A 21,117-nucleotide genomic window follows, 5' to 3' on the forward strand; every position below is an offset into this window, starting at 1 on the left:
CCGATGACCCCGGCTGCCGGCACGTCTGTTTCCCGGCGGGCGGGCGCCGCCGCCGGACGGCGGCGCCGCCCGCCGCTGCCCGTTGTGGCCGCCGCGGCCGCCGTTACCCTGGGCACCCTCATCCCGCTGGGCTTCGTCGTCGTCATGACGGTGGCCACCGGCTGGGAGACGGCCGTCAAGCTGATTGTCCGGCCCCGCGTCGGCGAACTGCTGGCCAACACCGTGGCACTGGTGGTGCTCACCGTCCCGCTGTGCATCGTCATCGGGATCGCCGCTGCCTGGCTGGTGGAACGGACCAGGCTGCCCGGGGCCCGCTTCTGGTCCCTGGTGCTTGCTGCCCCGCTGGCGGTGCCGGCCTTCGTCAACAGCTACGCCTGGGTCGGCGTCATCCCCTCGCTCAGCGGCGTCGGCGGCGGGACCTTGGTCTCGGTGCTTTCCTACTACCCGCTGGTCTACATCCCCGCCGCGGCCGCGCTGCGCCGGTTCGACCCGGCCCTGGAGGAGTCGGCGGCCTCGCTCGGGCTGGGCCGCTGGCGGACCTTCCGCCGCGTGGTCCTGCCGCAGCTGTGGCTGCCGATCACCGGCGGCTCGCTGCTGGTCGGCCTGCACCTGCTGGCCGAGTTCGGCGCCTTCTCGATGATCCGGTTCAACACCTTCACCACCGCGATCATGGAGCAGTACCAGTCCACGTTCAACGGCGCCGCGGCGAACATGCTGGCCAGCGTGCTGGTGCTGCTGTGCCTGCTGATGCTGCTGCTCGAATCCCGGATCCGGGGCAACGCCCGGTATGCGCGCCTCGGCTCCGGCGCCGCCGGCAAACCCGCGGCCCTGCCGCTGGGCAGGTACCGGCTACCGGCGCTGGCCGCCGTCGCCGCGCTGGCCGTGCTGGCCCTCGGGGTACCGCTGGGCAGCGTGCTTCGCTGGCTTTATGCCGGCGGCACCGAGGTCTGGAACTGGCCGGTAATCGGCCAGACCCTGCTGCAGACCCTCGGCTTCGGTGTAGCCGGGGCCCTGGTGACAGTGGTCCTGGCCTTCCCCGTCGCCTGGCTGGCGGTGCGCCACCCCGGCCGGTTCACCAAGCTGCTGGAGGGCACCAACTACATCACCTCCTCGCTGCCCGGGATCGTCGTGGCCCTGGCCTTCGTCACGGTGACCATCAGCCTGGTGCGCCCGCTCTACCAGACCGTGCCGGTGGTCATTGCCGCCTACGTGGTGCTGTTCCTGCCCCGGGCCCTGGTCAACCTGCGCTCCGGCCTGGCCCAGGTCCCGCACGAACTGGAGGAAACGGCGCAGTCCCTGGGCCGGCCCCCGCTGACGGTGTTCTTCCGGGTCACCCTGCGCCTGACCGCCCCGGCGGCGGCCGGCGGCGCGGCCCTGGTGTTCCTGGGCATCGCCAACGAGCTGACCGCCACCCTGCTGCTGGCCCCGACCGGCGTGAACACCCTGGCCACGCGCTTCTGGACGCTCAGCTCCGAGATCGACTACAGCGGCGCCGCCCCGTACGCGCTGATCCTGATCCTGCTCTCGCTGCCCCTGACCTACCTGCTCTACACCCAATCCCGGAAGGCGGCAGGACAATGACCGTTTCCCCCACGCCCGTGCCGGCCCCCAGCAGGCCCGCAGCCCGATCCGTCCCGGCCGGCGACCCCGCATCCAACAGCCATCTGGTCATCGACAATGTCACCAAATCCTTCGGCGACGTTCAGGTGCTGCACGGGGTCAGCCTCTCGGTGCACCGCGGGATCACGACGGCGATCGTGGGGCCGTCCGGCAGCGGCAAGACCACGCTGCTGCGCCTGATCGCCGGGTTCGAGGCGCCCGATTCAGGCAGCATCGTGCTGGCGGACGAGGTGGTGGCCGGCGGGACCAGGCTGGTGCCGGCGCACCGGCGCAATGTGGGCTACGTGGCCCAGGACGGGGCGCTGTTCCCGCACCTGAGCGTGGGCCGGAACATCGCCTTCGGCCTGGACAGGAAGAAGTTCCGCAGCCGCGCCGCCGCGGAGGCCCGGGTGGCCGAGCTGCTGCAGATGGTGTCCCTGGAGCCGGCGTATGCCCGGCGCCGCCCGGACGAGCTCTCCGGCGGGCAGCAGCAGCGCGTGGCCCTGGCCCGGGCGCTGGCCCGGGAACCGGAACTGATGCTGCTGGACGAGCCGTTCAGCGCCCTCGATGCCGGACTGCGCGTGGCCACCCGGAAGGCGGTGGCCCGCACCCTGGCCGAGGCCGGCGTGACCGCCATCCTGGTCACCCACGACCAGGGCGAGGCGCTGTCCTTTGCGGACCAGGTGGCGGTGATGCGGCGCGGCGAGCTGGCCCAGGTGGGCAACCCCTTCGTGGTCTATACCCGCCCTTCGGACCGGGAGACCGCCGAATTCCTCGGCGACGCCGTGATCCTGGAGGCGGACCTGAAGGGCTCGCTGGCCACCTGCGCTCTCGGCGGCATCCCGGTACGCCGGCCCACCTGCCAGGGCAAGGTCCACCTGATGCTGCGCCCGGAACAGATCCGGATCGCCACGGACGGGCCGATCGCCGGCACCGTGCTGGAAACGGATTTCTTCGGCCCGGAGATCACCGTGCGGCTCCGGCTGCATCCGCCCGCCGGAGCCGACCAGCTGCACGGGGAAACGATCACCATCAGGCACTGGAACGCCAGCCTGGCCCAGCCCGGCACCGAACTGCGCCTGCGCGTCATCGGCGAAGGCGTCGCCTTCCCCGCCTGAGCCGGCGCCGGCTACGGCTTGCGCTGCTGCGGGTACGGTGCCTCATGCCGGGCGAGCATCTGCACGAATTCGGCAATCCTGCGCTCCCGCGCCGCAGGGGTCCTGAGCGTCTGCAGCCGGTAGTACAGGGCGTACCGGTTCACCGACGTCAGCACGTCGAACATCGCCTGCGCCTCGGGCACCGCCGCAATCGCCGCCGCCAGGTCCGCGGGTAGCTCGGCTGTTGCCTGCCCGGCGTAGGCCATTTCCCAGCGCCCGTCCGCCTTCGCCGCGGCCACGGCGGCCCGGCCGGCCTCGTGCATCCTGCCGGCAGCCTCCAGCCGCTGCACATGTGCCACGTTCCGCGCCGACCAGGCGCTCTTCGGCCCGCGCGGGGTGGTGCGCTGCAGATAGCTGCCCTCGTCCCGTTTGGCCACCTGTCCGTCGATCCAGCCAAAGCACAGCGCTTCGTCCAGGGCCTCGGCGTAGGTCAAGGTGGTGACCGTGCCGCCCTTCTTCCCCAGCACCAGCCAGACCCCGGGCGAGGCGGCATGGTTTTCCTCCAGCCAGGTGCGCCAGGCAACGGCATCGGGCAGCAGCAGTTCGGGCAGGTCGGCAGCCATGGCGCCAGTGTAAGTGCCCCGGGGCCCCGAACCGAGCCCACGAGGTTTGGGGGGCACGGAACGCTGCTTCGGAACGGCGCCCGGCGTGGCTGCGCCAATGTGACTATGCCAACGTGACGGCCCGGAGAGCGGTGGGGTAGAACAACTATATGAGTGTACGCACACCCGACCCCTATCCCGGCTGGCTGTCCGAAGAGGATCTCTACGAAGCCAGGCAGCGGCTTCCCATGCTGTACGTCGAAGCCGTCCCGGTCAGGCTCGATGCGCTCGGCTATGTCACCGAGGTGGGCCTGCTGCTGCAGGCCACCCCCGACGGGGAGATCGTGCGGTCCTTCGTCTCCGGCCGGGTGATGTACCGGGAGACCATCCGTGCGGCACTGCTGCGGCATCTGGAAAAGGACCTGGGCGCCCTGGCGCTGCCGCAACTGCCGGCCAGCCCGGCGCCCTTCACCGTGGCCGAATACTTCCCCTCGCCGTCGGAAACCGGACTCACCGACGACCGGCAGCATGCCGTCGCCCTGGCCTACGTCATCCCGGTCACCGGCGAGTGCCAGCCCCGGCAGGATGCCCTCGAGCTGACCTGGATGTCCCCGCAGGATGCGCTGAGCCCGGAGGTGCAGGCCGAATTCACCGGCGGCCGCGGCAACCTGCTGCGCCAGGCCCTGGCCCACGCCGGCTGGTGCCGCTGAGTTCCTCCTCGGGAAGGAACGCCCGCGTGGCACCCCGTCCGGCTGGTAACGGTTCCATATACTAAGGCGGGGGTGGGGACCAGCCGTGGATGAAGGGTGCACCGATGATCGAGCTTCAGCCGAAGACCTACATCAATATCGTTAAGGCTGAAGCAGTGGTCCGGGGACACAAGTTCCTCACCCGCAGCCGCAAGCACTCGGCGCCGGTGGTGTCCACCGCCGTCGAGCTCGACGACTTCGGCACGCCGGCGCTCATTGTCGCCACGCTCGAGGACGGCACCACCGTGCGGATCGCCCACGGTTCCACCATCCGCGTGGTCTCGAACCGGCCCAAGCTGATGAAGGGCACCGCCCTGGCGCTGGACGACCTGGAACTGATCCCGGCCGAAGAGGGCACCCCCGAGGCAGTGATTGTGGACGTGGCCCGCGCCCATCCGGACCGGCCCAGGATCCAGCGCATTGCCGCCCGGCTCAGCCGCGGGCTGAACACCAAGGCCGGCAGCAACCTGCAGGACGTGCGGGACCTGGCCCACACCCTCTTCGTGGACCTGGACGACCGGGAGAACGCCCTGACCGTCTGCGGGCTGATCACGGACCTGCCCTTCGACGGGAACTTCGGGCGCTGGAAGTGGATCCAGTCCGCTCTGGCCCTGGCCGCCTACATCAATTACGACGCCGGGAATCTGGTGGCGGCCGACAAGCTCGCCGAGGCGCTGCGCTCCCCGGACGACGCCGACGAGGACCCGTTCCGGGCCAAGGTCAACGCCGCCGTGCGCCAGCGCCAGCTGAACGAACCGAACCTGTACGACAAGGAGATCCACCGCGCGATGGCGGCGGTGGACCGGTCCGCCGAGCGGGACTGGCGGGTGCTGCGCCTGGGCGCGCTGATGTTCCTGCGCGCCCACGGCGGGTCCGAAACGCTGGAACCGGCCGAACTGGACCGGCGGATCCGCAACGAACTGGTGGCCATCCGGGCCCTGAACGAGACGCACTAAAGCCCGCCGGGGCTCTGGCCCCTGTCCGCGCCCGGGGGTAGAGTCGGCAGCATGTCGGATACCACTGTTGGGACAGAGCCGCTGAGCGTCCACATCAACGCCGACGCCCGGCAGGTATGGGTCATGCTGCGCGAGCCGTCGCTGATTGCCCAGTGGCATGGCTGGGAAGCCGGCGGCCTTGAGGACGAAATCAACCAGATTTACTTCACCGACGCCGTCGAGAGCGACGACCACAAAAGCCTCACCCTCGGCGGGCGCTACACCTTCACCCTGGAACCTGTCGAGGACGGCACCGTACTCACCCTGGAACGCAGCGGCGCGGTGACCGAAGAGGAGGCGGACTGGGACCGGGACGTGGCCGAAGGCTGGCAGAGCTTCCTGCAGCAGCTGCGCTTCGCCCTGGAGCGGCACCCGAACGCCCGGCGCCAGACCACGTACTTCGCCGACGACTCGGCCCCGCCCGGCGGCGCCCTGCAGAACCTCGGCCTGGACCGGCTGCCCGCGCCGGGCGAGGAGTACGAGACCGAACTCGGCACTGGCGAAACCATCGCCGGCAAGGTCTGGTTCAAGTCGGCACACCAGGTGGGCCTGACCGTGCACTCCTACGCCGAGCACGGGGACGGGCTGCTGATCGTGGCCGAGCTGCCCAGGACCCAGGCCCGGCCCGACGGCGGCACGCAGGTGCTGATCACCACCTATGACCTGGGCGCCAAGGCCCTGGCCGAGCTGCGCGCGCGCTGGGACAGCTGGCGGACCGAGCACTTCCCGTCCTCCCAGCCGCTGGCCGTGGGCAACGCCGCCGGTCCGGTGGCCTGAGCCCGGCCGGCGGACGGTAAGGCAAGACGGTCGGGTAAGGCAAAATGGATGCGTGCCCCAGTCTGATTTTTCCTTTGCCATCGGTCACCGCCTGAGCGAAACCGCCGGGCCGGACCAGTCCGGCGGCGGGTTCCTGGGGCGCACGGGCACCATGTCCACCCCGCACGGCCAGATCCACACGCCCGCGTTCATCGCCGTCGGCACCAAGGCCACGGTCAAGGCCGTGCTGCCCGAGGCCATGCGCGACCTCGGCGCGCAGGCGCTGCTGGCCAATGCCTACCACCTCTACCTGCAGCCCGGCCCGGACGTGCTGGACGAGGCGGGGGGCCTGGGCAGATTCATGAACTGGTCCGGGCCCACCTTCACCGATTCCGGCGGCTTCCAAGTGATGAGCCTGGGCTCGGGGTTCAAGAAGGTCATCAACATGGAAGCGGTGGACCAGTCTGGCCCGGATGACCAGGTAGCGGCCGGCAAGGAGCGTCTGGCGCACGTGGACGACGACGGCGTGTGGTTCAAATCCCACCTGAACGGGGACCGGCACCGCTTCACCCCCGAGATCTCCATGCAGGTGCAGCACAAGATCGGCGCGGACATCATGTTCGCCTTCGACGAGCTGACCACGCTGCAGAACTCCCGCCGCTACCAGGAAGAGAGCCTGGAGCGCACCCGGCTCTGGGCCGAGCGCTGCGTGGCCGAGCATGAGCGGCTCACCCTTGAGCGCTCGCACCGGCCGTATCAGGCGCTCTTCGGCGTGATCCAGGGCGCCCAGTACGAGGACCTGCGCCGCAAGGCCAGCCGGGACCTGGGCAACATGAATTTCGACGGCTTCGGCCTCGGCGGCGCGCTGGAGAAGGAGAACCTGGGCACGATCGTGCGCTGGTGCAGCGAGGAACTGCCCGAGGACAAGCCCCGGCACCTGCTGGGCATCTCCGAGCCGGACGACATCTTCACGGCCATCGAGAACGGTGCGGACACCTTCGACTGCGTCTCCCCCACGCGCGTGGCCCGCAACTCCGCCTTCTACACGCCCGAAGGCCGGAAGAACCTCTCCAACGCCCGGTTCAAGCGCGATTTCTCCCCGCTGGTGGACGGCTGCGACTGCTACGCCTGCGCGCACTACACCCGCGCCTACATCCACCACCTGCACAAGGCCGGCGAGATGGTCAGCCACACCCTGATTTCCATCCACAACGAACGGTTCATCGTGAAGCTGGTCGACGACGCGCGGCTGGCCATCGCCGACGGCAGCTTCTTTGAGTTCAAGGACGAGGTCCTGGGCCGCTACTACGGCCGGACTCCCCCGGCGAGCGCCTAGGGTGCCTCGAGGGCGATGACCAGCCTCCGGCGTCATCACCCGCTGCTGGGCCTCGGCATGTCCGACCACGTTGTAGGCCGCAAGCCCGTACAGATGGTCCGGATTATGGAACGTCGGGTATACAACAGCGTCTGCCATGACAATCCTTCCGCAGGGCCGCCGGTGCCTAACCGCCCGGCAGCTGTTTTCCGCCGGGGCCTGCCACATTTGCCGGATACCGGCGGTCCAGTTCCTCGAAGAGGGCGCGGTTCAGGCCAAAGCCCCGCGCCACTTCGTCGATGAAGACCTGCTGTTCCGCCGGCGAAGCCATGACCGCATTGAGCGCGGCACGGTAGCCGTCCTTGTACGGCTTCGGTTTCCCGATGCCGTTGAATCGCCACATCGAGAGCATCTCGGGCGGCACATCGTAATGCCTGCCCACCAGTTGCCCCATGATCCGACCTCCGGATAAATCCCCCAGATACCGAAGATAATGGTGCGCCAGGAACGCCGGGCGGCTGCCCGCGGCGGCCTGCTCCAGGCGCGCCACATACTCCCGGGTAGCGGCCAACCGCTCCCTGGGGACACGGACCCCGTAGACCGGCAGGAGCAGTTTCAGGTCCGAGCGCAGGGACGGCATCCGGTCAAGCCGCACATCCAGAAGCGCCCTCAGGTCAGGGCCGGCATTCCTGCGCAGCGCCCTTGACCCCGCCTCCAGCGCCTCGTAGATGTAGGCGTACTGGACCAGAAGACGCACATAGTCGGCGCCGGAGCGCCTTCCCTCAAGAAGGGACGTGATGAAGCCCGAATTCTCGGCTGACTCATGGTCGGCCTTGGTGGCGGACCGCAATCGGTCCGCAAACGACACGATGTCATTCATCATGCAGGACTCCCTCCCATACTTCCGCGGCCGGACCGCAGGCGCCGTCCCACGAAGCCTAGGCTGACCTAAGCTTGATTGGAAAGTGCCGGTCCTGGCTTCCTGGACATACGGGGCGGGCGCTTCAGCGGGATCCAGCCACCGCGGCGGCAGGTGCACAAACTGCCAAGCCCGAAGACAGCAACAGGCGCTCTCCTGCTCAGATTGTGCTGTCCAGCCAAGGCACTTTGACCTGCCGGCACCGGCCTTCCTATCCTCATGTGCCGTACGCCACAGTTGTGGCGCACGCCGCTTGATCCAATGGAGGACACATGGCACTGGGCCACAGAACCGGGCTGGAACTCGTTCCCGCCTACAAGCAGGGCAAGGCCCCCGAACCGGGCGCCGGCGGCGGGGCCTTCAAGCTCTCCTCCAACGAAAACCCGTATCCGCCGCTGCCGTCGGTGCACCGCGCCGTCGTCGAGGCAGCCGCGGACCTCAACATCTACCCGGACATGGCGGCCCCGGAGCTGACTGCGCTGGTCGCGGACCGCTTCGACGTGCCGGCCTCGAGCATCGTCTTCGGCGCCGGCTCGGTCGAGGTGGCCTCCCAGCTCATCCACGCGGTCGCAAGCCCCGGGGACGAGGTCGTCTTCGCCTGGCGCTCGTTCGAGGCCTACCCGGCGCTGGTGCGCGTGGCCGGCTGTGTGCCGGTGCCCGTGCCGCTGGACGATGCCGGCGGCCACGACCTGCCCGCCATGGCCCGCGCCGTCACCGGCCGGACCCGGCTGGTGTTCGTGTGCAACCCGAACAACCCGACCGGCACGGTCACCACCACCGCCGCGCTCGAGGAATTCCTGGCCGCTGTCCCCGCCGGCGTGCTCGTCGTCATTGACGAGGCGTACGTGCACTTCAACGACGACCCGGACTCCCCCGCCGGCGTCGAATTCTTCAAGCGGTACCCGAACGTGGCCGTGCTGCACACCTTCTCCAAGGCCTACGGACTGGCCGGGCTCCGGCTCGGCTACGCTATTGCCCCGGCCGAGGTGGCCGCGAACCTGCGCAAGGTGGCGGTGCCCTTCGGCGTTACGGCCCTGGCGCAGCGGGCCGGCACGGCCTCGCTGGCCGCCGAGGCCGAACTGCAGGAGCGCGTGGACGTGCTCATCCGGGAGCGCCGGCGCGTGCACGCCGCCCTGGTCGAGGCCGGACTGCCGGTCCTGCCCTCCCGGGCGAACTTCCTGTGGATCGCCGCCGGCGGCCGGACCGCCGAGCTGAACCAGGTGCTGGAAGAGCACGGCCTGGCGGCCCGGGCGTTCGACGGCGAGGGCATCCGCGTCTCGATCGGCACTCCGGCAGCGAACGATGCCCTGATCCGGGCCGCGGCGGCCTGCCGGAACGCGCTGGCGGAGTCGCATGTCTGAGCGCACGCCCCGGCCGATGAGCCGCCGGCAGCTGACCATGATGAGCCTGGGCGGGGCGATCGGTACCGGCCTGTTCATCGGCTCCGGATCCGGCATCGCCGCCGCCGGCCCCGCCGTCGTCGTGTCCTTCGCCGTCGCCGGATTCCTGGTGATCCTGCTGATGAACATGATGGCCGAAATGGCCGCCGCCCGGCCGGACGCCGGGGCCTTCTCGGTCTATGCCGAAAAGGCGATGGGCTTCACCGCCGGCGCGGTGATCGGGTGGCTGTACTGGATCCAGGCGGTCGTGGTCATCGCGGCCGAGGCCACCGCCGCCGCGGCCATCACCGCCGCCTGGTTCCCTGCCATCCCGCAGGGGGTGTGGGTACTGGCCTTCCTAGCGGTCTTCACGGCCGTCAACCTGATGGCCGTCTCCGGCTTCGGCACGTTCGAATACTGGTTCGCCATGCTGAAGGTGCTGGCCATTGTCGGGCTGCTGGCCGTCGGCGCAGCCATGATCTTCGGGCTGCTGCCCGGGGTGGCCGCGCCCGGCCTGGACAACCTGTTCGGCCACGGCGGCTTCGCCCCACACGGGATCACCGGCATCTGCTCGGCCCTACTGATTGTGGTCTTTGCCTTCGGCGGCACCGAGATCGTCACCATCGCGGCCGCGGAAAGCGACGACCCGGCGCGCAATATCGGCCGGGCCGTGCGCAGCGTGCTGGTGCGCATCCTGGTCTTCTACATCGGCTCGGTGCTGGTGATGGTCACGGTGCTGCCGTGGAATTCCACGGACCTGGCCGCCGGCCCGTTCGTGGCCGTACTGAAGGCCGCCCGGCTCTCGGGCGTGGAAACCGTGATGGCCGCGGTGATCGTCATCGCCCTGCTCTCGGCCCTGAACGCCAACCTGTACGGGGCCTCGCGCATGCTGCTGTCGCTGTCGCGGCGGCGCATCGCTCCGCAGGCCCTCGGCCGGCGCTCGGCCAACGGCGCGCCCCGCCCGGCGGTGCTGGCCTGCGTGGCCTTCGGTGCGGTCACCGTGGTGCTCAACTTCCTGGCGCCCGACCTCGTGCTGCCGATGCTGCTGCGGGTCGTCGGCTCAACCGTCTTGGTCGTCTGGGTCTTCGTGGCCGTGTCCCAGCTGCTGCTGCGCCGCCGGGCCGACCGCGAGGGGACCCCGCTGTCGTTCAGGATGTGGGGCTTCCCGTACTTGTCGGTGCTGGCGCTGCTCCTGCTGGCCGCCATCATGGTGCTGGCCATGCTCGATCCCGCCAACCGGATCCAGCTGCTCTCCACCATCGGGCTGACCGTGCTGCTGGCCGTGCTGTGCCGGATCTTCGTGCCGCGCCCGGCACCGGTTCCGGCAGCCGGACACGCCGGGCCCGGGGCACCGGCAACTCGGGCGGACGACCCTGCGGATGCCGCCGGCGGCATCCGGGAGCCTGCCCGGGCAGCCGGCCCCGGCCGGTAACCGGCGCGGTCCGGTAACCGGCGCGGTCCGGGACCGGCCCTCCGCGGGACCGGTCCCGGACCGCAGCTGTTCTCACGGCCGGGCCCGGGGGCTAGAGTGGACCACAACTTCGAGCGAAGGAGAGGCCATGTCCAGCCCCCGGGAAGAAGATTCACCCAACCTCGACGACGTCATCGAACCGCAGGGTGACGCCCTCCCCCAGCCCATCGCCAAGGGCCATGCCGGCATGCCCGACCGGCTCGACGACGACGCCCTGGCCGAAGCAACCGAGCAGGAGCGCGTCGCCGCCGGACTGCAGGACTACGCCCCCGGGCAGGTGCCCCCGGCGACCGATCCGCTGCCGCCGGAAGCGTCCGAGGAAGCCGACCGCGCCCAGCGCGGGCTGAACGAGGACGAGGAAGGCAGCTGACCCGCTGCCTTGGCGCAGGTCTGGCTTTTGCCGCCGTCGTTGCGTCTGTACTTGTCCTGGCGCCCTCGTAGCGGCGGCCGCACGGAAGCGGGCGTGAGGATAGTTAACCAGGTCTTATCCCTGTCACAGCTGTATCCAAGGTTGTCCGTCTAGGCTGGTTGCCTCCAGTCCCGCTTTGGGATGTGCGCGGGCAATGTGGGAAGGCGGCTCAGGTGACCGAAAACCTGGCTCCGGAAACCTCGAATAACCTGCTGGGCGGCCGGTACCGGCTGGGGCCGGTGATAGGGCGCGGCGGCATGGGTGCCGTCTACCGCAGCATGGACCAGTTGCTTGACCGGGAGGTGGCGGTCAAGGTCTTCCGCCGGGACCGGGTCGACGCCGAACAGCTCCGCAGGCAGCACCAGGAGATCGCAACGCTGGCGCGGCTGAACCATCCGGGCTTGGTGGCACTCTACGACGCCGGAAGCTTGCCGCATGATGGCGGGACACTGTCCTGGCTGGTCATGGAGCTTATTCCCGGCACGGATCTTGGGCGCCATCTGGAGGCCGGGCCGCTGGACCTGGCGGCAACGGCCCGGTTGGGCGCGGAACTGGGCGATACCCTCGGTTTCATTCACCGGCGCAGCGTTGTGCACCGGGACGTGAAGCCGGGCAACATCGTCATGGCCCGCTACTTCGACGACGAAGAGCCCCGGCCGAAGCTGGCTGATTTCGGAATTGCCAGGATGCTGGACGGCCCGCAGCCGGACGGCCCGGACGCGTCGTTGGGCACTGCCGCCTACCTCAGCCCGGAGCAGGTCAGAGGCGCAGACGTCGGGCCTCCCTCAGACGTGTACTCGCTGGGTCTGGTCCTGCTGCAATGCCTCACCGGCCAGGTGGAGTATCCGGGCCCGCCCGTGGAGTCTGCGTTGGCCAGGTTGGCATGTCCGCCCGGAATTCCTGCCGGTCTCGGGTCGCCAATGGCAGGGCTCTTGGCGGCCATGACTTCCACCGACCCTCGGCAGCGCCCGGACTGCCTCGAAGTGGCGCGCACGCTCCGGAGGATCTCCGGCCGGGATGGACCGTACACCGCCTCCGGCCGGACGGCTCCGGCAGCCTCCTCCCCGGCTGCATCCATGGCTACGGCTCGCCTCGTCGTCGCCAAGGCGCCGGGACCGGATCCCCTCCTGCCGGTCCTGCAGACCAGCCAGCTGACCAACGCCACCTTGAACTGGTCATGGCCGGTCCTCCCGGAAAGACCATTGCGGCCACCGTCGCCTGCTGGTCAGCCCACTCAGCGCGGATCCGGATCCAAGCATGCCCCGCGCAGACACCGCAACCGCCTGCTGCGGCTTGCCCTGCTGGCATCCGTGGTCATGATTGCCGTGGCCGCGGCGCTGATTCCCGGCGCCGCCTTGATTGGTCCGGAGACGTCCCGGCCCGGAACGTCTCCCTCACCCACGGTGCCCGCGCTGCTGGATGAGCACCTGCGGCAACTGGAAGAAAGCCTTACACCATGATCCGGCCCTCGGCCCTTGTCCGGATGCTCCTGCCCGGTATTCTCGTCACGGTGCTGCTCGCTGGCTGCGGCCTCCAGCAAACGGAGGTCGGAGGCGCCGTCGTCACGCTGCAGGAACGTGCCCGGACCGTCAGGCAGCTGGCAACGGAGCAGAATCCTTCCGCAGCCTTGAATGAAGTCGAAGCACTGGCCAATGATCTTGCAACGGCGGCCGCCAATGGGGACCTCTCGGCGGAGCAGCACCGGCGCGCCGAGGCAGCCCTCGAAGCCGTGCGCACGGATCTGGAGTCGTTGGTCGATGAAGCAGCGACCGCGGACGGCCCCGCAACCGAGGAGCCCCTGGGCCCGACGGAAACGTCGTCCGACGCCGGAAGCGGCGATGAGTGGACCGATGACCGGGGGTGGGACCGCGAGGATACGCAGGACGAGGACAGCTGGGACGACGAGGACTGGCACGATGAGGATGACTGGGACGACGACTGATACTGCGCCCAGCCGTGGCAGCGGCCCAAGGCCGCGGTTAGAGTCCGACGTCGGCTGGCCGGCTTCTGCGCCTGGCCCTGCGGTAAACGCGCCAGAGCACCACCATCGCGACGGCGAGTACCACCAGCACCAGCACCGGCAGCATCACCGCCGCGAAGGAGAGCCCGATGCTGGCCGCGTCCTCGGCCGTACTCACCACCGGCGCCGCCGTGCCGGCGGTCGTGGCGTTGAGGACCGGCCGGACGCTCATCTTCGCCAAGTGCACCGCCAGCGCGATGCCGATCTCGATGGCCACCGGAATCCACTGATTGCTGCCAAAGAACGCATCAGGGTCCGAGACCCTCACCGTCTCCGGCGACACCCCTGAGCCGAAGACGATGCCGCCGGCGGCCGGGCTCACCACCGTCTGCAGCCAGTCATTGACGCTGTCGATTACCGGCACCTTGTCCGCCACGATCTCCAGCACCAGCAGGGCGCCGATGATGGCCAGCACCCAGCCGTTGGACAGCCAGGCCCACTCCGGCGGCAGCTGCACCAGGGAGGTGTACCGGTCGAGCAGGCCCAGCAACAGCATCGGGATGTAGGCATTCAGCCCGGCCGCCGCCGAGAGGCCTGTGCCGGTCAGGATTTCCAGCCTGCCATCAGGATAAGTCCGCTCCCTGATCCCTGCGCTTCCCCGGCCCGCCATTTCTCAGCAGCTATCGGCCCGTTTAATGGCCTGAGGCCCCGGAATTCCGTGGCCTCAGGCGTAGAAAATGCTGAAAAGCGGCGGGCGGCTAGCTGGCAATCTGGCCGTAGGACGGCTCGCGCCGCTTCACCCAGCCGATCACCGCCGTCGTCACCGGGACGAAGAGGAATTCCACCAGCGTCTTGTACACGAAGCCGACGACGACGTAATTGACGAACATGCCGAAGCCGGCGATCCCGATGACCGGGGCCGCGATGGAGCAGAAGATCAGCGTGTCCGCGAACTCGCCCACGCCGGAGGAGCCCATCAGGCGGGCCCACAGCTTCGGCTCGCCGAAGCGCTGCTTCATCTTCACCAGCACCCAGGAGTTGATGGTCTGCCCGGCCAGGAAGCCGAGCAGGCTGGCCAGCACAATCAGCGGCACCGGCCCCAGCGCGTTCTCCAGCGCCGCCTGCTTGGCCAGCCCGTACTCGTCGCCAAAGCCGGGCAGCGCAATGATGACCCAGTAGCACAGCGAGGCAAAGACCGAGAGCGCAAAGGTGGTGATGATGGCCTTGCGGGCCACCTTGAAGCCGTACACCTCGCTGATCACGTCGCCCAGGATGTAGGCCAGCGGGAAGAGGAAGAAGCCGCCGTCGGTGACGACCGGGCCCAGCAGCACACCCTTGGAGGCGCCGATGTTGGACAGGATCAGCACCACCGCCATTCCGGCGAGCATGATGCCGAAGTAGGGGCTGCCGGTCGAGGCGAATCTGGCGCGTCGGGGGGTCTGCAGTTGAGTCATCTGATGGTCCACCTGTTTCTCGTGGTTCGCGGAACGCCCGCCTGCCACCCGGGCCGCCGCCCATTCTCCCACGCCCGGAACCCCAGGTGCACTGCGGACCGGACCGGAGGCGTTCGGTACAGTGCTGTGATGGAAGCCGGACCGTTCCGAGGAGGCATGATGGCAACCGCACCACCGGTTCCCGGGCCCTGCCCGGACGGCGACGGCGGAACCGGTCCGGACAGCGGACCTGACGACGACGGCTTCGGCTTCGGGGAGTTCGACGACTTCGAGGACCACAACCCGCGCCACCGGGTGCTTTTCGGGCCCGGCGCCTTCGTCGTCGGCTTCCTGACCAGCGTGGCAGCCTTTTCCATCGGCGTCCTCGCCATCTCGCTGGCCGGCCACCCGCTCGGCGGGCTGCACGTGAGCAGCACTGTCTTCATGGCCCTGGTCGTCTTCTTCTACGCCGCCGCCATCGGGCTGGTCATCGGCGCCCCGCTGGCCTTTGCGCTCGGCATGCTGCTGCGGCCGGTGCGCGCCCAGTGGCTGCACGTGCTCGCCTTCTTCGTAGTGGTCGGGCTGGCCGCCTGGCTGACCTTCCGCACCCTCTACGGCGGGGACCCGCTGGAGACGCTCTGGTTCGGCGCCATGGTCGGTCTGTGTGCGGCCATCGGCCGGGCCGCGGTCTGGAAGATGGTGACCGTCCGGGGCTGACGGCGCCCCGGGACCTGCCCTGCCTCGCAGTAGAATTCTGATATGCAGAATCCGCCCCTGCACAAGAAGCCCCGCTATCCCATCGAGGCGGTGGACAATGCGCTGCGCCTGCTGCAGTTGCTCCGGGACGGCGGCAGCCTCCGGCTCAAGGACGCCGCGGCGGAACTCGGGGTGGCGCCCTCCACTGCCCACCGGCTGCTGGCCATGCTGGTGTACCGGGGTTTTGCAGTCCAGGACGAATCGAAAAACTATGTTCCCGGCGCGGCCCTGGGCGAGGGCCCGGCCCGCCTGGGCTGGGCCCCGCTGCTGCGCAGGGTTGCCCAGCCGCACCTGGAACTCCTTTCCGCGCGCGTCAACGAGACCGTCAATCTCATGGTCAGGGTGGGTACCAAGGTCAGGTTCCTCAGCACCATCGAAGGCACCCGCACCTTGCGCGTGGGTGACAGGCAGGGCAGCATCATGCCTGCGAACAAGGCCTCGGGCGGCAAGGCGATACTCGCCGAACTCGATCCCGGGATGGTCAGGAAGCTGTTCGGCAGCAGCAGCGCGGAAATCAGCGGAGACACGATCGCCGAGGACGACTATCCGGCCTTCGCCCGTGAGCTGGAACTTATTCGCCGGAACGGCTTTGCCGCCAATTTCGAAGGGACCGAGGAAGGTATCAGCGCCCTGGGCATGACGCTGCACAACGGAAACGGCCAAGTGGTCGCGGCCTTCAGCGTGGCGACGCCGGTTGCGAGGTTCCGCCCGCTCTTCGACGCAGGCCTGGTGCAGACCATGCGTGAAACCAGGCGCCAACTGGAAATCGACCTGGCAGCCAACCCGGCCGAGCCGGACTGACTGCGCGAGGGCCGATTTTCTGCAGCACAGAAAACGCTGTCGGTGTCCGGGCTGCATTGGCTAGGCTCCAGCCAGTATCTTCCCTGCAAAGGAGCACCATGCAGTTCTATTTGAATGGCTACCGTCCCGGAGATCCGGAACTGCAGCCTGCAGCACCGGGGCGGGAGCAGTCCGGCCGGCTGCCGGAAACCGTGGACGTGCTGATCGCCGGCTCCGGTCCGGCCGGCCTGGTGCTGGCGGCGCAGCTGGCCCAGTTCCCGGGCATCACCACCCGGGTCGTCGAGCGCCGCGAGGGCCCGCTTCAGCTGGGGCAGGCCGACGGCGTGGCCTGCCGGACAGTGGAGATGTTCGGCGCGTTCGGGCTGGCCGAAAAGCTGGTCCGCGAGGCCTATTGGGTCAACGAGACCTCCTTCTGGGGCCCGGCGGAATCCGACCGCTCCAGGATCGTGCGCACCGGGCGGGTGCAGGACGTCGAGGACGGGCTCTCGGAGTACCCGCACGTGATCGTCAACCAGGCGCGCATGCAGGAGTACCTGCTCGGGCACATGCGCAAGTCCCCCACCCGGCTGGAACCGGACTACGGGCTCGAAGTGACCGGGGTCGACGTCGCCTCCTCCGGGGACTACCCGGTGGCGGTCACCCTGCGCCGCACGGCGGACGGCGGCGGCATGGACGATGGCGGCCCGGAGGAGACTGTGCGTGCCAGGTACGTCGTGGGGTGCGACGGCGCCCGCTCCGCGGTGCGCCGGTCCGTGGGCATCGAACTGCGCGGGGACGCGCGCAACCATGCCTGGGGTGTCATGGACGTGCTGGCCGTGACCGACTTCCCGGACATCCGCCTGAAGTCCGCGATCCAGTCCGGCTCCGGCGGGTCCGTCCTGATCATCCCGCGCGAAGGCGGCTACCTGGTCCGGCTGTATGTCGACCTGGGCGACCTGGACCCGGCGGACCGCGAGGCCCGCAGGCGGTTCACTCAGGAGTCGATCGTCGAGGCCGCTCAGCGGATCCTGCACCCCTATACGCTGCAGGTCAAGGACATCGCCTGGTGGTCGGTGTACGAGGTGGGCCAGCGGATCGCCGACCGGTTCGACGACGTCCTGCCCGCAGAGCGCGGGAAGCGCGTCCCGCGGGTCTTTATTGCCGGGGACGCCTGCCACACGCACAGCGCCAAGGCCGGGCAGGGCATGAACGTCTCGATGCAGGACGGCTTCAACCTGGGCTGGAAGCTCGCCGCCGTGCTCGAGGGCCGCAGCCCCGCCTCCCTGCTGGATACCTACTCGGCGGAGCGCCGCGCCATCGCCCAGGAGCTGATCGACTTCGACCTGCGCTGGTCCACCGCCATGGCCGCGAAGCCGAAGGATCCGGCGCATCCGGAGGCCGGCGGCATGGATGCCGAGGAGCGGCAAAGGCTCTTCACCGAAGGCGGCCGGTTTACCGCCGGGTTCGCCACCGACTACCCGCCGAACATGATCACCGGGCCGGACACCTGGGAGCACCTGGCCAAGGGGTACCCGGTCGGGGAACGGTTCCATTCGGCCCCGGTGATCCGCCTGGCCGACGCCAAGCCTTTGCAGCTCGGGCACGTGGCGGAGGCAGATGGGCGCTGGCGGATCTACGCGTTCGCGGACGCGGCCGGGCCCGCCGACCCGGACTCCCGCCTGGCGGCGCTGTGCCGGTTCCTGGCCGAGGCCAAAGATTCCCCGGTGCGCCGCTTCACCCCCGCCGGGGCGGACCCGGACGCCGTGTTCGACGTCCGCGCCGTCTTCCAGCAGGGCCACCGGGACTTCTCCGTGGCGGACCTGCCGCCGTTCCTGCTCCCGCGCAAGGGCCGGTTCGGACTGGTCGACTACGAGAAGGCCTTCACCCCCGATCTGAAGTCCGGACAGGACATCTTCGAGATGCGCGGCATCGACCGGGAACAGGGCGCGATCGTCGTGGTCCGGCCCGACCAGTACGTCGCGCACGTGCTGCCGCTTCACGCCCACCAGAAACTGGCCGGTTTCTTCGCCGGCATCATGACCGGCTAAGGCCCCGGCCTCCCTGCGGCAGTAGAAAAGGAAGCCGGCCCTCCCCTGCGGGAGGGCCGGCTTCCTTCCTGTGGTGCGGACGGGAACGGCAGACCCTAGCGGTCCCCGTGTTCGTTCAGGCGGCCCCCGAACGGTGCACAGACGACGAGGCCCAGGATGCCGCTCCAGGAAGGCTCCAGGCCGGAAGGCCCCGGAGCCGGCCCGCTAGCATTAACCCCATGTCTGTTTTGACCACTCCCCCGATCACCCTGGCCATCGCCGGCTCGGAAGCCACCGGCGGCGCCGGCGCCCAGGCCGACCTGAAGACCTTCCAGCAGCTGGGCACCTACGGCATCACCGCCCTGACCTGCATCGTTTCCTTCGACCCGAAGGACAGCTGGAACCACCGCTTTGTCCCGGTGGACGCGCAGGTCATCGCGGACCAGCTCGAGGCCGTGCAGACCTGCTACGCCGGCAGCCTGGACACGGTCAAGCTGGGCATGATGGGCTCCCCCGCCACCATCGACACGGTTGCCGCCGCCTTGAAGTCCCAGGAGTGGAAGCACATCGTGCTGGACCCGGTGCTGATCTGCAAGGGCCAGGAGCCCGGCCATGCCCTGGACACCGACGAGGCGCTCAAGGCGAACCTGCTGCCGCTGGCCACCTTCGTCACGCCCAACCACTTTGAGGCCGAGTCGCTGGCCGGCATGGCCATCACCTCCGTGGAGGACCTGAAGGAAGCCGCCCGGCGGATCCACGAGGCCTCCGGAGCCGCGGTGCTGGCCAAGGGCGGCGTCCGGCTCGACGGTCCGGACGCCGTCGACGTCTATTTCGACGGCGCGACCCTGGAGGTGCTCAGCACACCGAAGGTGGGCGAGGTGGCCGTCAGCGGCGCCGGCTGCACGCTGGCCGCCGCCATCACCGCCGAACTGGCCAAGGGCGCGGGCCCGCTGGAGGCAGCCAGGACCGCCAAGGCGTTCGTGACCGAGGGTATCAAGGCCCGGGTCTCCTCGAACGCCCCGTTCGACGCGCTCTGGCAGGGCGGGGCGAACTAGGACCAAAGCCCCGGCGGACAGCGGCCGGCGGCGGCACCCGCTTCGGGTACCGCCGCCGGCCGCTGCTGTTGCCGAGAGCCTCGAGACCGGCCGTCCTGGCCGACGGCCCCGACGCCGTGCCGCCGTCAGGAGTCCGGGGATCCGGCGAGGATCGCGTCGATCTGACCCACCGCCTCCCTCAGGCCCTCCTCCATGCCCATGGCGAGCATCTTTTCCAGCTGCTCCGCGCTTTCGAAGGTCGACTCGATGGTCATCCGGGTGCGCCCGCCGACATCCTCCAGTGTCACCACCGCATGGGTGGCCCCCATCGCGGCCACCGGATCGCCGTTGTCATCGGCAAACCCGTCGTCGAACTCGAGGCGGTGCGGCGCCTCGACGGCGGTGATCCGCCACCAGCCGCGGCTCTTCTCCCCCTCGGGCCCGGTCATGTAGTAGCTGGCCCCTCCCCCGGGCACGAAGTCGTGCCGCTCGAAGGTCGCCGGCCAGCTCGGCGGGCCCCACCAGCGCTCAAGCTGGCGCGGGTCCTCCCAAATCCGCCAGACCCGCTCCACGCCGGCGTCAAACTCGGCGACGATGGTGTGGGTCAACGCCTCGGCATTCTTTTGCGAACTGATCACCGTCATGGCAGCTTCCTTCCTATCTCCCGGCTTCTTCCCCAGGTTCCTCCGCGAGGATGTCCGCGATCCGGCCGGCGCGCTGCCGCCAGATCGCCTCGTAGTCATCGAGCAGCCGCCGGGCCCGCTGCAGGCCTTCGTAGTGCGCCCGGACGATCTGCTCCCTTCCGCGCCTCTCCTTGGTGATGAGGGACGCGCGTTCCAGCACCGCCACGTGCTTCTGCACGGCGGCGAAGCTCATGTCGTAAAGCGCCGCCAGCCCGGACACCGAATACTCGCCCGCCGTGACCCTGGCGACGATATCCCGCCGGGTCGCGTCGGCCAGCGCCTGGAACAGGCGGTCGATCTCCGCATCACTCATCTGATATACAACCATTTAGTTGTAGGTTACGCGGACAGGGGGGCAGGCGTCAATGGGTCCGGCCCCGTCCCCGCAGTCGCTGGCCGGGACCGCACCGGATGCTTCCTGAGCCGGGGCCTGCCCTCGTCAAGCGCGGCGGGGTTCCCTAGGCTGGGGTTGCCGGCAGAACGCCGGGCTGAACGGAAGGAAGGCACGCCATGAGCACCGAGAGCAATCCCCGCCCCGGCACCGGCGGCGAACCGGCCGGAGACCGCGCCGAGGAAGCGCTGGACCAGGCGCTGCAGGACGAAAACGACCTGGCCCACGGCGGGGACGAGGCCAAGGCCGAGGAAATCGAAAAGAAGGCGTACGGCGACCAGGACAAGGACGGGGAAGCGGACACCCCGTACACTCAGTTCCCCGGCTGACGCTGACCGGCCCGGCGGGCCGTTTTTCTGGCTTGGCTGGCGGAGGCCGCCCAGCCGGCCAGCCAGCCCAGCTCCACCACGGCGTCGAGCAGGTAGATCCGGCTGATCCGCCCGCTGCCGGCGTACACCAGGTCGATCGCAGCGAAGGTGGCCGCCATGCCGGCCCCGAGCCGGCGGGCGGCCGCCTTTCCTCCGGCCGAGGTTCCGGCCCGCAGCTGGGCATAGCCGCCGGCAGCTCCGAGCCCGCCGACGCACTTGACCAGCCACTGGTCCGTTTTGGGTCCGGTCACCGCCTCGAAGCTGCGGTAGTGGACCAGCGGCCACAGCCCGGTCAGCAGGTTGAACAACCCTTGGGCGGTGGCCAGCCGCGAGTGCCTGGCCTTCCCGGTATCGTGTGCAGCCACTTCCGCCTCCTGCCGTGGGTCCTGTTGGG

The 21,117-nt window shown here is 69.4% G+C and carries 23 protein-coding genes; 16 read left to right on the forward strand and 7 right to left on the reverse strand.

The window, feature by feature from the left end:
• Positions 1–3: 3 nt before the first annotated feature.
• Positions 4–1,581, forward strand: coding sequence for an ABC transporter permease (locus tag HGG74_RS18270; RefSeq protein ID WP_168488701.1), 1,578 nt, complete (start codon positions 4–6; stop codon positions 1,579–1,581).
• Positions 1,578–2,717, forward strand: coding sequence for an ABC transporter ATP-binding protein (locus HGG74_RS18275; protein WP_168488703.1), 1,140 nt, complete (start codon positions 1,578–1,580; stop codon positions 2,715–2,717). Before HGG74_RS18270 ends, HGG74_RS18275 begins: the two co-directional genes overlap by 4 nt.
• 11 nt (positions 2,718–2,728) lie before the next feature.
• On the opposite strand, the gene HGG74_RS18280 is transcribed toward HGG74_RS18275, so the two are convergent.
• Positions 2,729–3,319, reverse strand: coding sequence for a YdeI/OmpD-associated family protein (locus HGG74_RS18280; RefSeq protein WP_168488705.1), 591 nt, complete (start codon positions 3,317–3,319; stop codon positions 2,729–2,731).
• A gap of 149 nt (positions 3,320–3,468) precedes the next feature.
• Here HGG74_RS18280 and HGG74_RS18285 point away from each other — a divergent pair, with 149 nt between their 5' ends.
• The 4 genes from HGG74_RS18285 (at position 3,469) to tgt (ending at position 7,134) form a co-directional block, all read left to right on the forward strand.
• Positions 3,469–4,008 (forward strand): NUDIX hydrolase family protein, encoded by a 540-nt coding sequence (locus tag HGG74_RS18285; RefSeq protein ID WP_168488707.1) that lies wholly within the window; start codon positions 3,469–3,471, stop codon positions 4,006–4,008.
• A 104-nt stretch (positions 4,009–4,112) separates the two neighbouring features.
• Complete coding sequence (locus tag HGG74_RS18290) at positions 4,113–5,003, forward strand: DUF6707 family protein (RefSeq protein ID WP_168488708.1); 891 nt, start codon at positions 4,113–4,115, stop codon at positions 5,001–5,003.
• Between the two features lie 51 nt (positions 5,004–5,054).
• Entirely contained in the window at positions 5,055–5,819 is a 765-nt protein-coding gene (locus HGG74_RS18295; protein ID WP_168488709.1) for an SRPBCC family protein, read from the forward strand.
• Between the two features lie 52 nt (positions 5,820–5,871).
• Complete coding sequence (gene tgt, locus HGG74_RS18300) at positions 5,872–7,134, forward strand: tRNA guanosine(34) transglycosylase Tgt (RefSeq protein ID WP_312856894.1); 1,263 nt, start codon at positions 5,872–5,874, stop codon at positions 7,132–7,134.
• Positions 7,135–7,300: 166 nt separating this feature from the next.
• Here tgt and HGG74_RS18305 read toward each other — a convergent pair whose 3' ends face one another.
• On the reverse strand, positions 7,301–7,996 hold the full coding sequence (locus tag HGG74_RS18305; RefSeq protein ID WP_168488712.1) for a biliverdin-producing heme oxygenase: 696 nt from the start codon (positions 7,994–7,996) through the stop codon (positions 7,301–7,303).
• 308 nt (positions 7,997–8,304) lie between these two features.
• Between HGG74_RS18305 and hisC the strand changes: the two genes are divergently transcribed.
• From hisC to HGG74_RS18330, 5 genes are all read left to right on the forward strand, one after another.
• A complete protein-coding gene (gene hisC / locus HGG74_RS18310) occupies positions 8,305–9,393 on the forward strand; it encodes a histidinol-phosphate transaminase (RefSeq protein ID WP_168488714.1) in 1,089 nt (362 codons plus the stop codon).
• Entirely contained in the window at positions 9,386–10,843 is a 1,458-nt protein-coding gene (locus HGG74_RS18315; protein WP_246263034.1) for an amino acid permease, read from the forward strand. The genes hisC and HGG74_RS18315 overlap by 8 nt, the downstream gene beginning before the upstream one ends.
• Positions 10,844–10,970: 127 nt before the next feature.
• Positions 10,971–11,252 (forward strand): hypothetical protein, encoded by a 282-nt coding sequence (locus HGG74_RS18320; RefSeq protein WP_168488716.1) that lies wholly within the window; start codon positions 10,971–10,973, stop codon positions 11,250–11,252.
• Positions 11,253–11,464: 212 nt separating this feature from the next.
• Positions 11,465–12,751: a serine/threonine-protein kinase gene (locus tag HGG74_RS18325; RefSeq protein WP_168488718.1), complete on the forward strand. Its 1,287-nt coding sequence runs from the start codon at positions 11,465–11,467 to the stop codon at positions 12,749–12,751.
• The gene (locus tag HGG74_RS18330) at positions 12,748–13,233 is read left to right on the forward strand and encodes a hypothetical protein (protein WP_168488719.1); all 486 of its coding nucleotides are present in this window, start codon (positions 12,748–12,750) and stop codon (positions 13,231–13,233) included. Before HGG74_RS18325 ends, HGG74_RS18330 begins: the two co-directional genes overlap by 4 nt.
• A gap of 37 nt (positions 13,234–13,270) precedes the next feature.
• Here HGG74_RS18330 and HGG74_RS18335 read toward each other — a convergent pair whose 3' ends face one another.
• Together HGG74_RS18335 and HGG74_RS18340 are read right to left on the reverse strand one after the other, a co-directional pair.
• Positions 13,271–13,921: a DUF4126 domain-containing protein gene (locus HGG74_RS18335; protein WP_168488721.1), complete on the reverse strand. Its 651-nt coding sequence runs from the start codon at positions 13,919–13,921 to the stop codon at positions 13,271–13,273.
• 88 nt (positions 13,922–14,009) lie between these two features.
• The gene (locus HGG74_RS18340) at positions 14,010–14,705 is read right to left on the reverse strand and encodes a queuosine precursor transporter (protein WP_168488723.1); all 696 of its coding nucleotides are present in this window, start codon (positions 14,703–14,705) and stop codon (positions 14,010–14,012) included.
• Positions 14,706–14,864: 159 nt separating this feature from the next.
• Here HGG74_RS18340 and HGG74_RS18345 point away from each other — a divergent pair, with 159 nt between their 5' ends.
• The 4 genes from HGG74_RS18345 (at position 14,865) to HGG74_RS18360 (ending at position 19,302) form a co-directional block, all read left to right on the forward strand.
• Positions 14,865–15,401 (forward strand): hypothetical protein, encoded by a 537-nt coding sequence (locus HGG74_RS18345; protein WP_168488725.1) that lies wholly within the window; start codon positions 14,865–14,867, stop codon positions 15,399–15,401.
• Positions 15,402–15,443: 42 nt separating this feature from the next.
• On the forward strand, positions 15,444–16,241 hold the full coding sequence (locus HGG74_RS18350; protein WP_168488727.1) for an IclR family transcriptional regulator: 798 nt from the start codon (positions 15,444–15,446) through the stop codon (positions 16,239–16,241).
• Between the two features lie 98 nt (positions 16,242–16,339).
• Entirely contained in the window at positions 16,340–18,268 is a 1,929-nt protein-coding gene (locus HGG74_RS18355; RefSeq protein WP_168488729.1) for an FAD-binding monooxygenase, read from the forward strand.
• Between the two features lie 218 nt (positions 18,269–18,486).
• Entirely contained in the window at positions 18,487–19,302 is an 816-nt protein-coding gene (locus tag HGG74_RS18360; protein ID WP_168488731.1) for a hydroxymethylpyrimidine/phosphomethylpyrimidine kinase, read from the forward strand.
• 125 nt (positions 19,303–19,427) lie between these two features.
• Here HGG74_RS18360 and HGG74_RS18365 read toward each other — a convergent pair whose 3' ends face one another.
• Both HGG74_RS18365 and HGG74_RS18370 read right to left on the reverse strand, forming a co-directional pair.
• Positions 19,428–19,925, reverse strand: coding sequence for an SRPBCC family protein (locus tag HGG74_RS18365; RefSeq protein ID WP_168488733.1), 498 nt, complete (start codon positions 19,923–19,925; stop codon positions 19,428–19,430).
• A 13-nt stretch (positions 19,926–19,938) separates the two neighbouring features.
• A complete protein-coding gene (locus HGG74_RS18370) occupies positions 19,939–20,292 on the reverse strand; it encodes an ArsR/SmtB family transcription factor (RefSeq protein WP_168488735.1) in 354 nt (117 codons plus the stop codon).
• 182 nt (positions 20,293–20,474) lie between these two features.
• On the opposite strand from HGG74_RS18370, the gene HGG74_RS18375 reads away from it, so the two are divergent.
• Positions 20,475–20,684 (forward strand): hypothetical protein, encoded by a 210-nt coding sequence (locus HGG74_RS18375; protein WP_168488737.1) that lies wholly within the window; start codon positions 20,475–20,477, stop codon positions 20,682–20,684.
• On the opposite strand, the gene HGG74_RS18380 is transcribed toward HGG74_RS18375, so the two are convergent.
• A complete protein-coding gene (locus HGG74_RS18380; protein WP_205762143.1) occupies positions 20,669–21,088 on the reverse strand; it encodes a hypothetical protein in 420 nt (139 codons plus the stop codon). The two genes, HGG74_RS18375 and HGG74_RS18380, sit on opposite strands and share 16 nt — an antisense overlap.
• Positions 21,089–21,117: the final 29 nt, after the last annotated feature.

Origin of the sequence: Arthrobacter mobilis, from assembly GCF_012395835.1 — a bacterium.
Lineage (GTDB): Bacteria > Actinomycetota > Actinomycetes > Actinomycetales > Micrococcaceae > Crystallibacter > Crystallibacter mobilis.

Coding starts and splice junctions, on each gene's coding strand:
- HGG74_RS18270 (WP_168488701.1), top strand. CDS start 4: ATGACCCCGGCTGCCGGCACGTCTGTTTCCCGGCGGGCGGGCGCCGCC.
- HGG74_RS18275 (WP_168488703.1), top strand. CDS start 1,578: ATGACCGTTTCCCCCACGCCCGTGCCGGCCCCCAGCAGGCCCGCAGCC.
- HGG74_RS18280 (WP_168488705.1), bottom strand. CDS start 3,319: ATGGCTGCCGACCTGCCCGAACTGCTGCTGCCCGATGCCGTTGCCTGG.
- HGG74_RS18285 (WP_168488707.1), top strand. CDS start 3,469: ATGAGTGTACGCACACCCGACCCCTATCCCGGCTGGCTGTCCGAAGAG.
- HGG74_RS18290 (WP_168488708.1), top strand. CDS start 4,113: ATGATCGAGCTTCAGCCGAAGACCTACATCAATATCGTTAAGGCTGAA.
- HGG74_RS18295 (WP_168488709.1), top strand. CDS start 5,055: ATGTCGGATACCACTGTTGGGACAGAGCCGCTGAGCGTCCACATCAAC.
- HGG74_RS18305 (WP_168488712.1), bottom strand. CDS start 7,996: ATGATGAATGACATCGTGTCGTTTGCGGACCGATTGCGGTCCGCCACC.
- hisC (WP_168488714.1), top strand. CDS start 8,305: ATGGCACTGGGCCACAGAACCGGGCTGGAACTCGTTCCCGCCTACAAG.
- HGG74_RS18315 (WP_246263034.1), top strand. CDS start 9,386: ATGTCTGAGCGCACGCCCCGGCCGATGAGCCGCCGGCAGCTGACCATG.
- HGG74_RS18320 (WP_168488716.1), top strand. CDS start 10,971: ATGTCCAGCCCCCGGGAAGAAGATTCACCCAACCTCGACGACGTCATC.
- HGG74_RS18330 (WP_168488719.1), top strand. CDS start 12,748: ATGATCCGGCCCTCGGCCCTTGTCCGGATGCTCCTGCCCGGTATTCTC.
- HGG74_RS18335 (WP_168488721.1), bottom strand. CDS start 13,921: ATGGCGGGCCGGGGAAGCGCAGGGATCAGGGAGCGGACTTATCCTGAT.
- HGG74_RS18340 (WP_168488723.1), bottom strand. CDS start 14,705: ATGACTCAACTGCAGACCCCCCGACGCGCCAGATTCGCCTCGACCGGC.
- HGG74_RS18345 (WP_168488725.1), top strand. CDS start 14,865: ATGGCAACCGCACCACCGGTTCCCGGGCCCTGCCCGGACGGCGACGGC.
- HGG74_RS18350 (WP_168488727.1), top strand. CDS start 15,444: ATGCAGAATCCGCCCCTGCACAAGAAGCCCCGCTATCCCATCGAGGCG.
- HGG74_RS18355 (WP_168488729.1), top strand. CDS start 16,340: ATGCAGTTCTATTTGAATGGCTACCGTCCCGGAGATCCGGAACTGCAG.
- HGG74_RS18360 (WP_168488731.1), top strand. CDS start 18,487: ATGTCTGTTTTGACCACTCCCCCGATCACCCTGGCCATCGCCGGCTCG.
- HGG74_RS18365 (WP_168488733.1), bottom strand. CDS start 19,925: ATGACGGTGATCAGTTCGCAAAAGAATGCCGAGGCGTTGACCCACACC.
- HGG74_RS18370 (WP_168488735.1), bottom strand. CDS start 20,292: ATGGTTGTATATCAGATGAGTGATGCGGAGATCGACCGCCTGTTCCAG.
- HGG74_RS18375 (WP_168488737.1), top strand. CDS start 20,475: ATGAGCACCGAGAGCAATCCCCGCCCCGGCACCGGCGGCGAACCGGCC.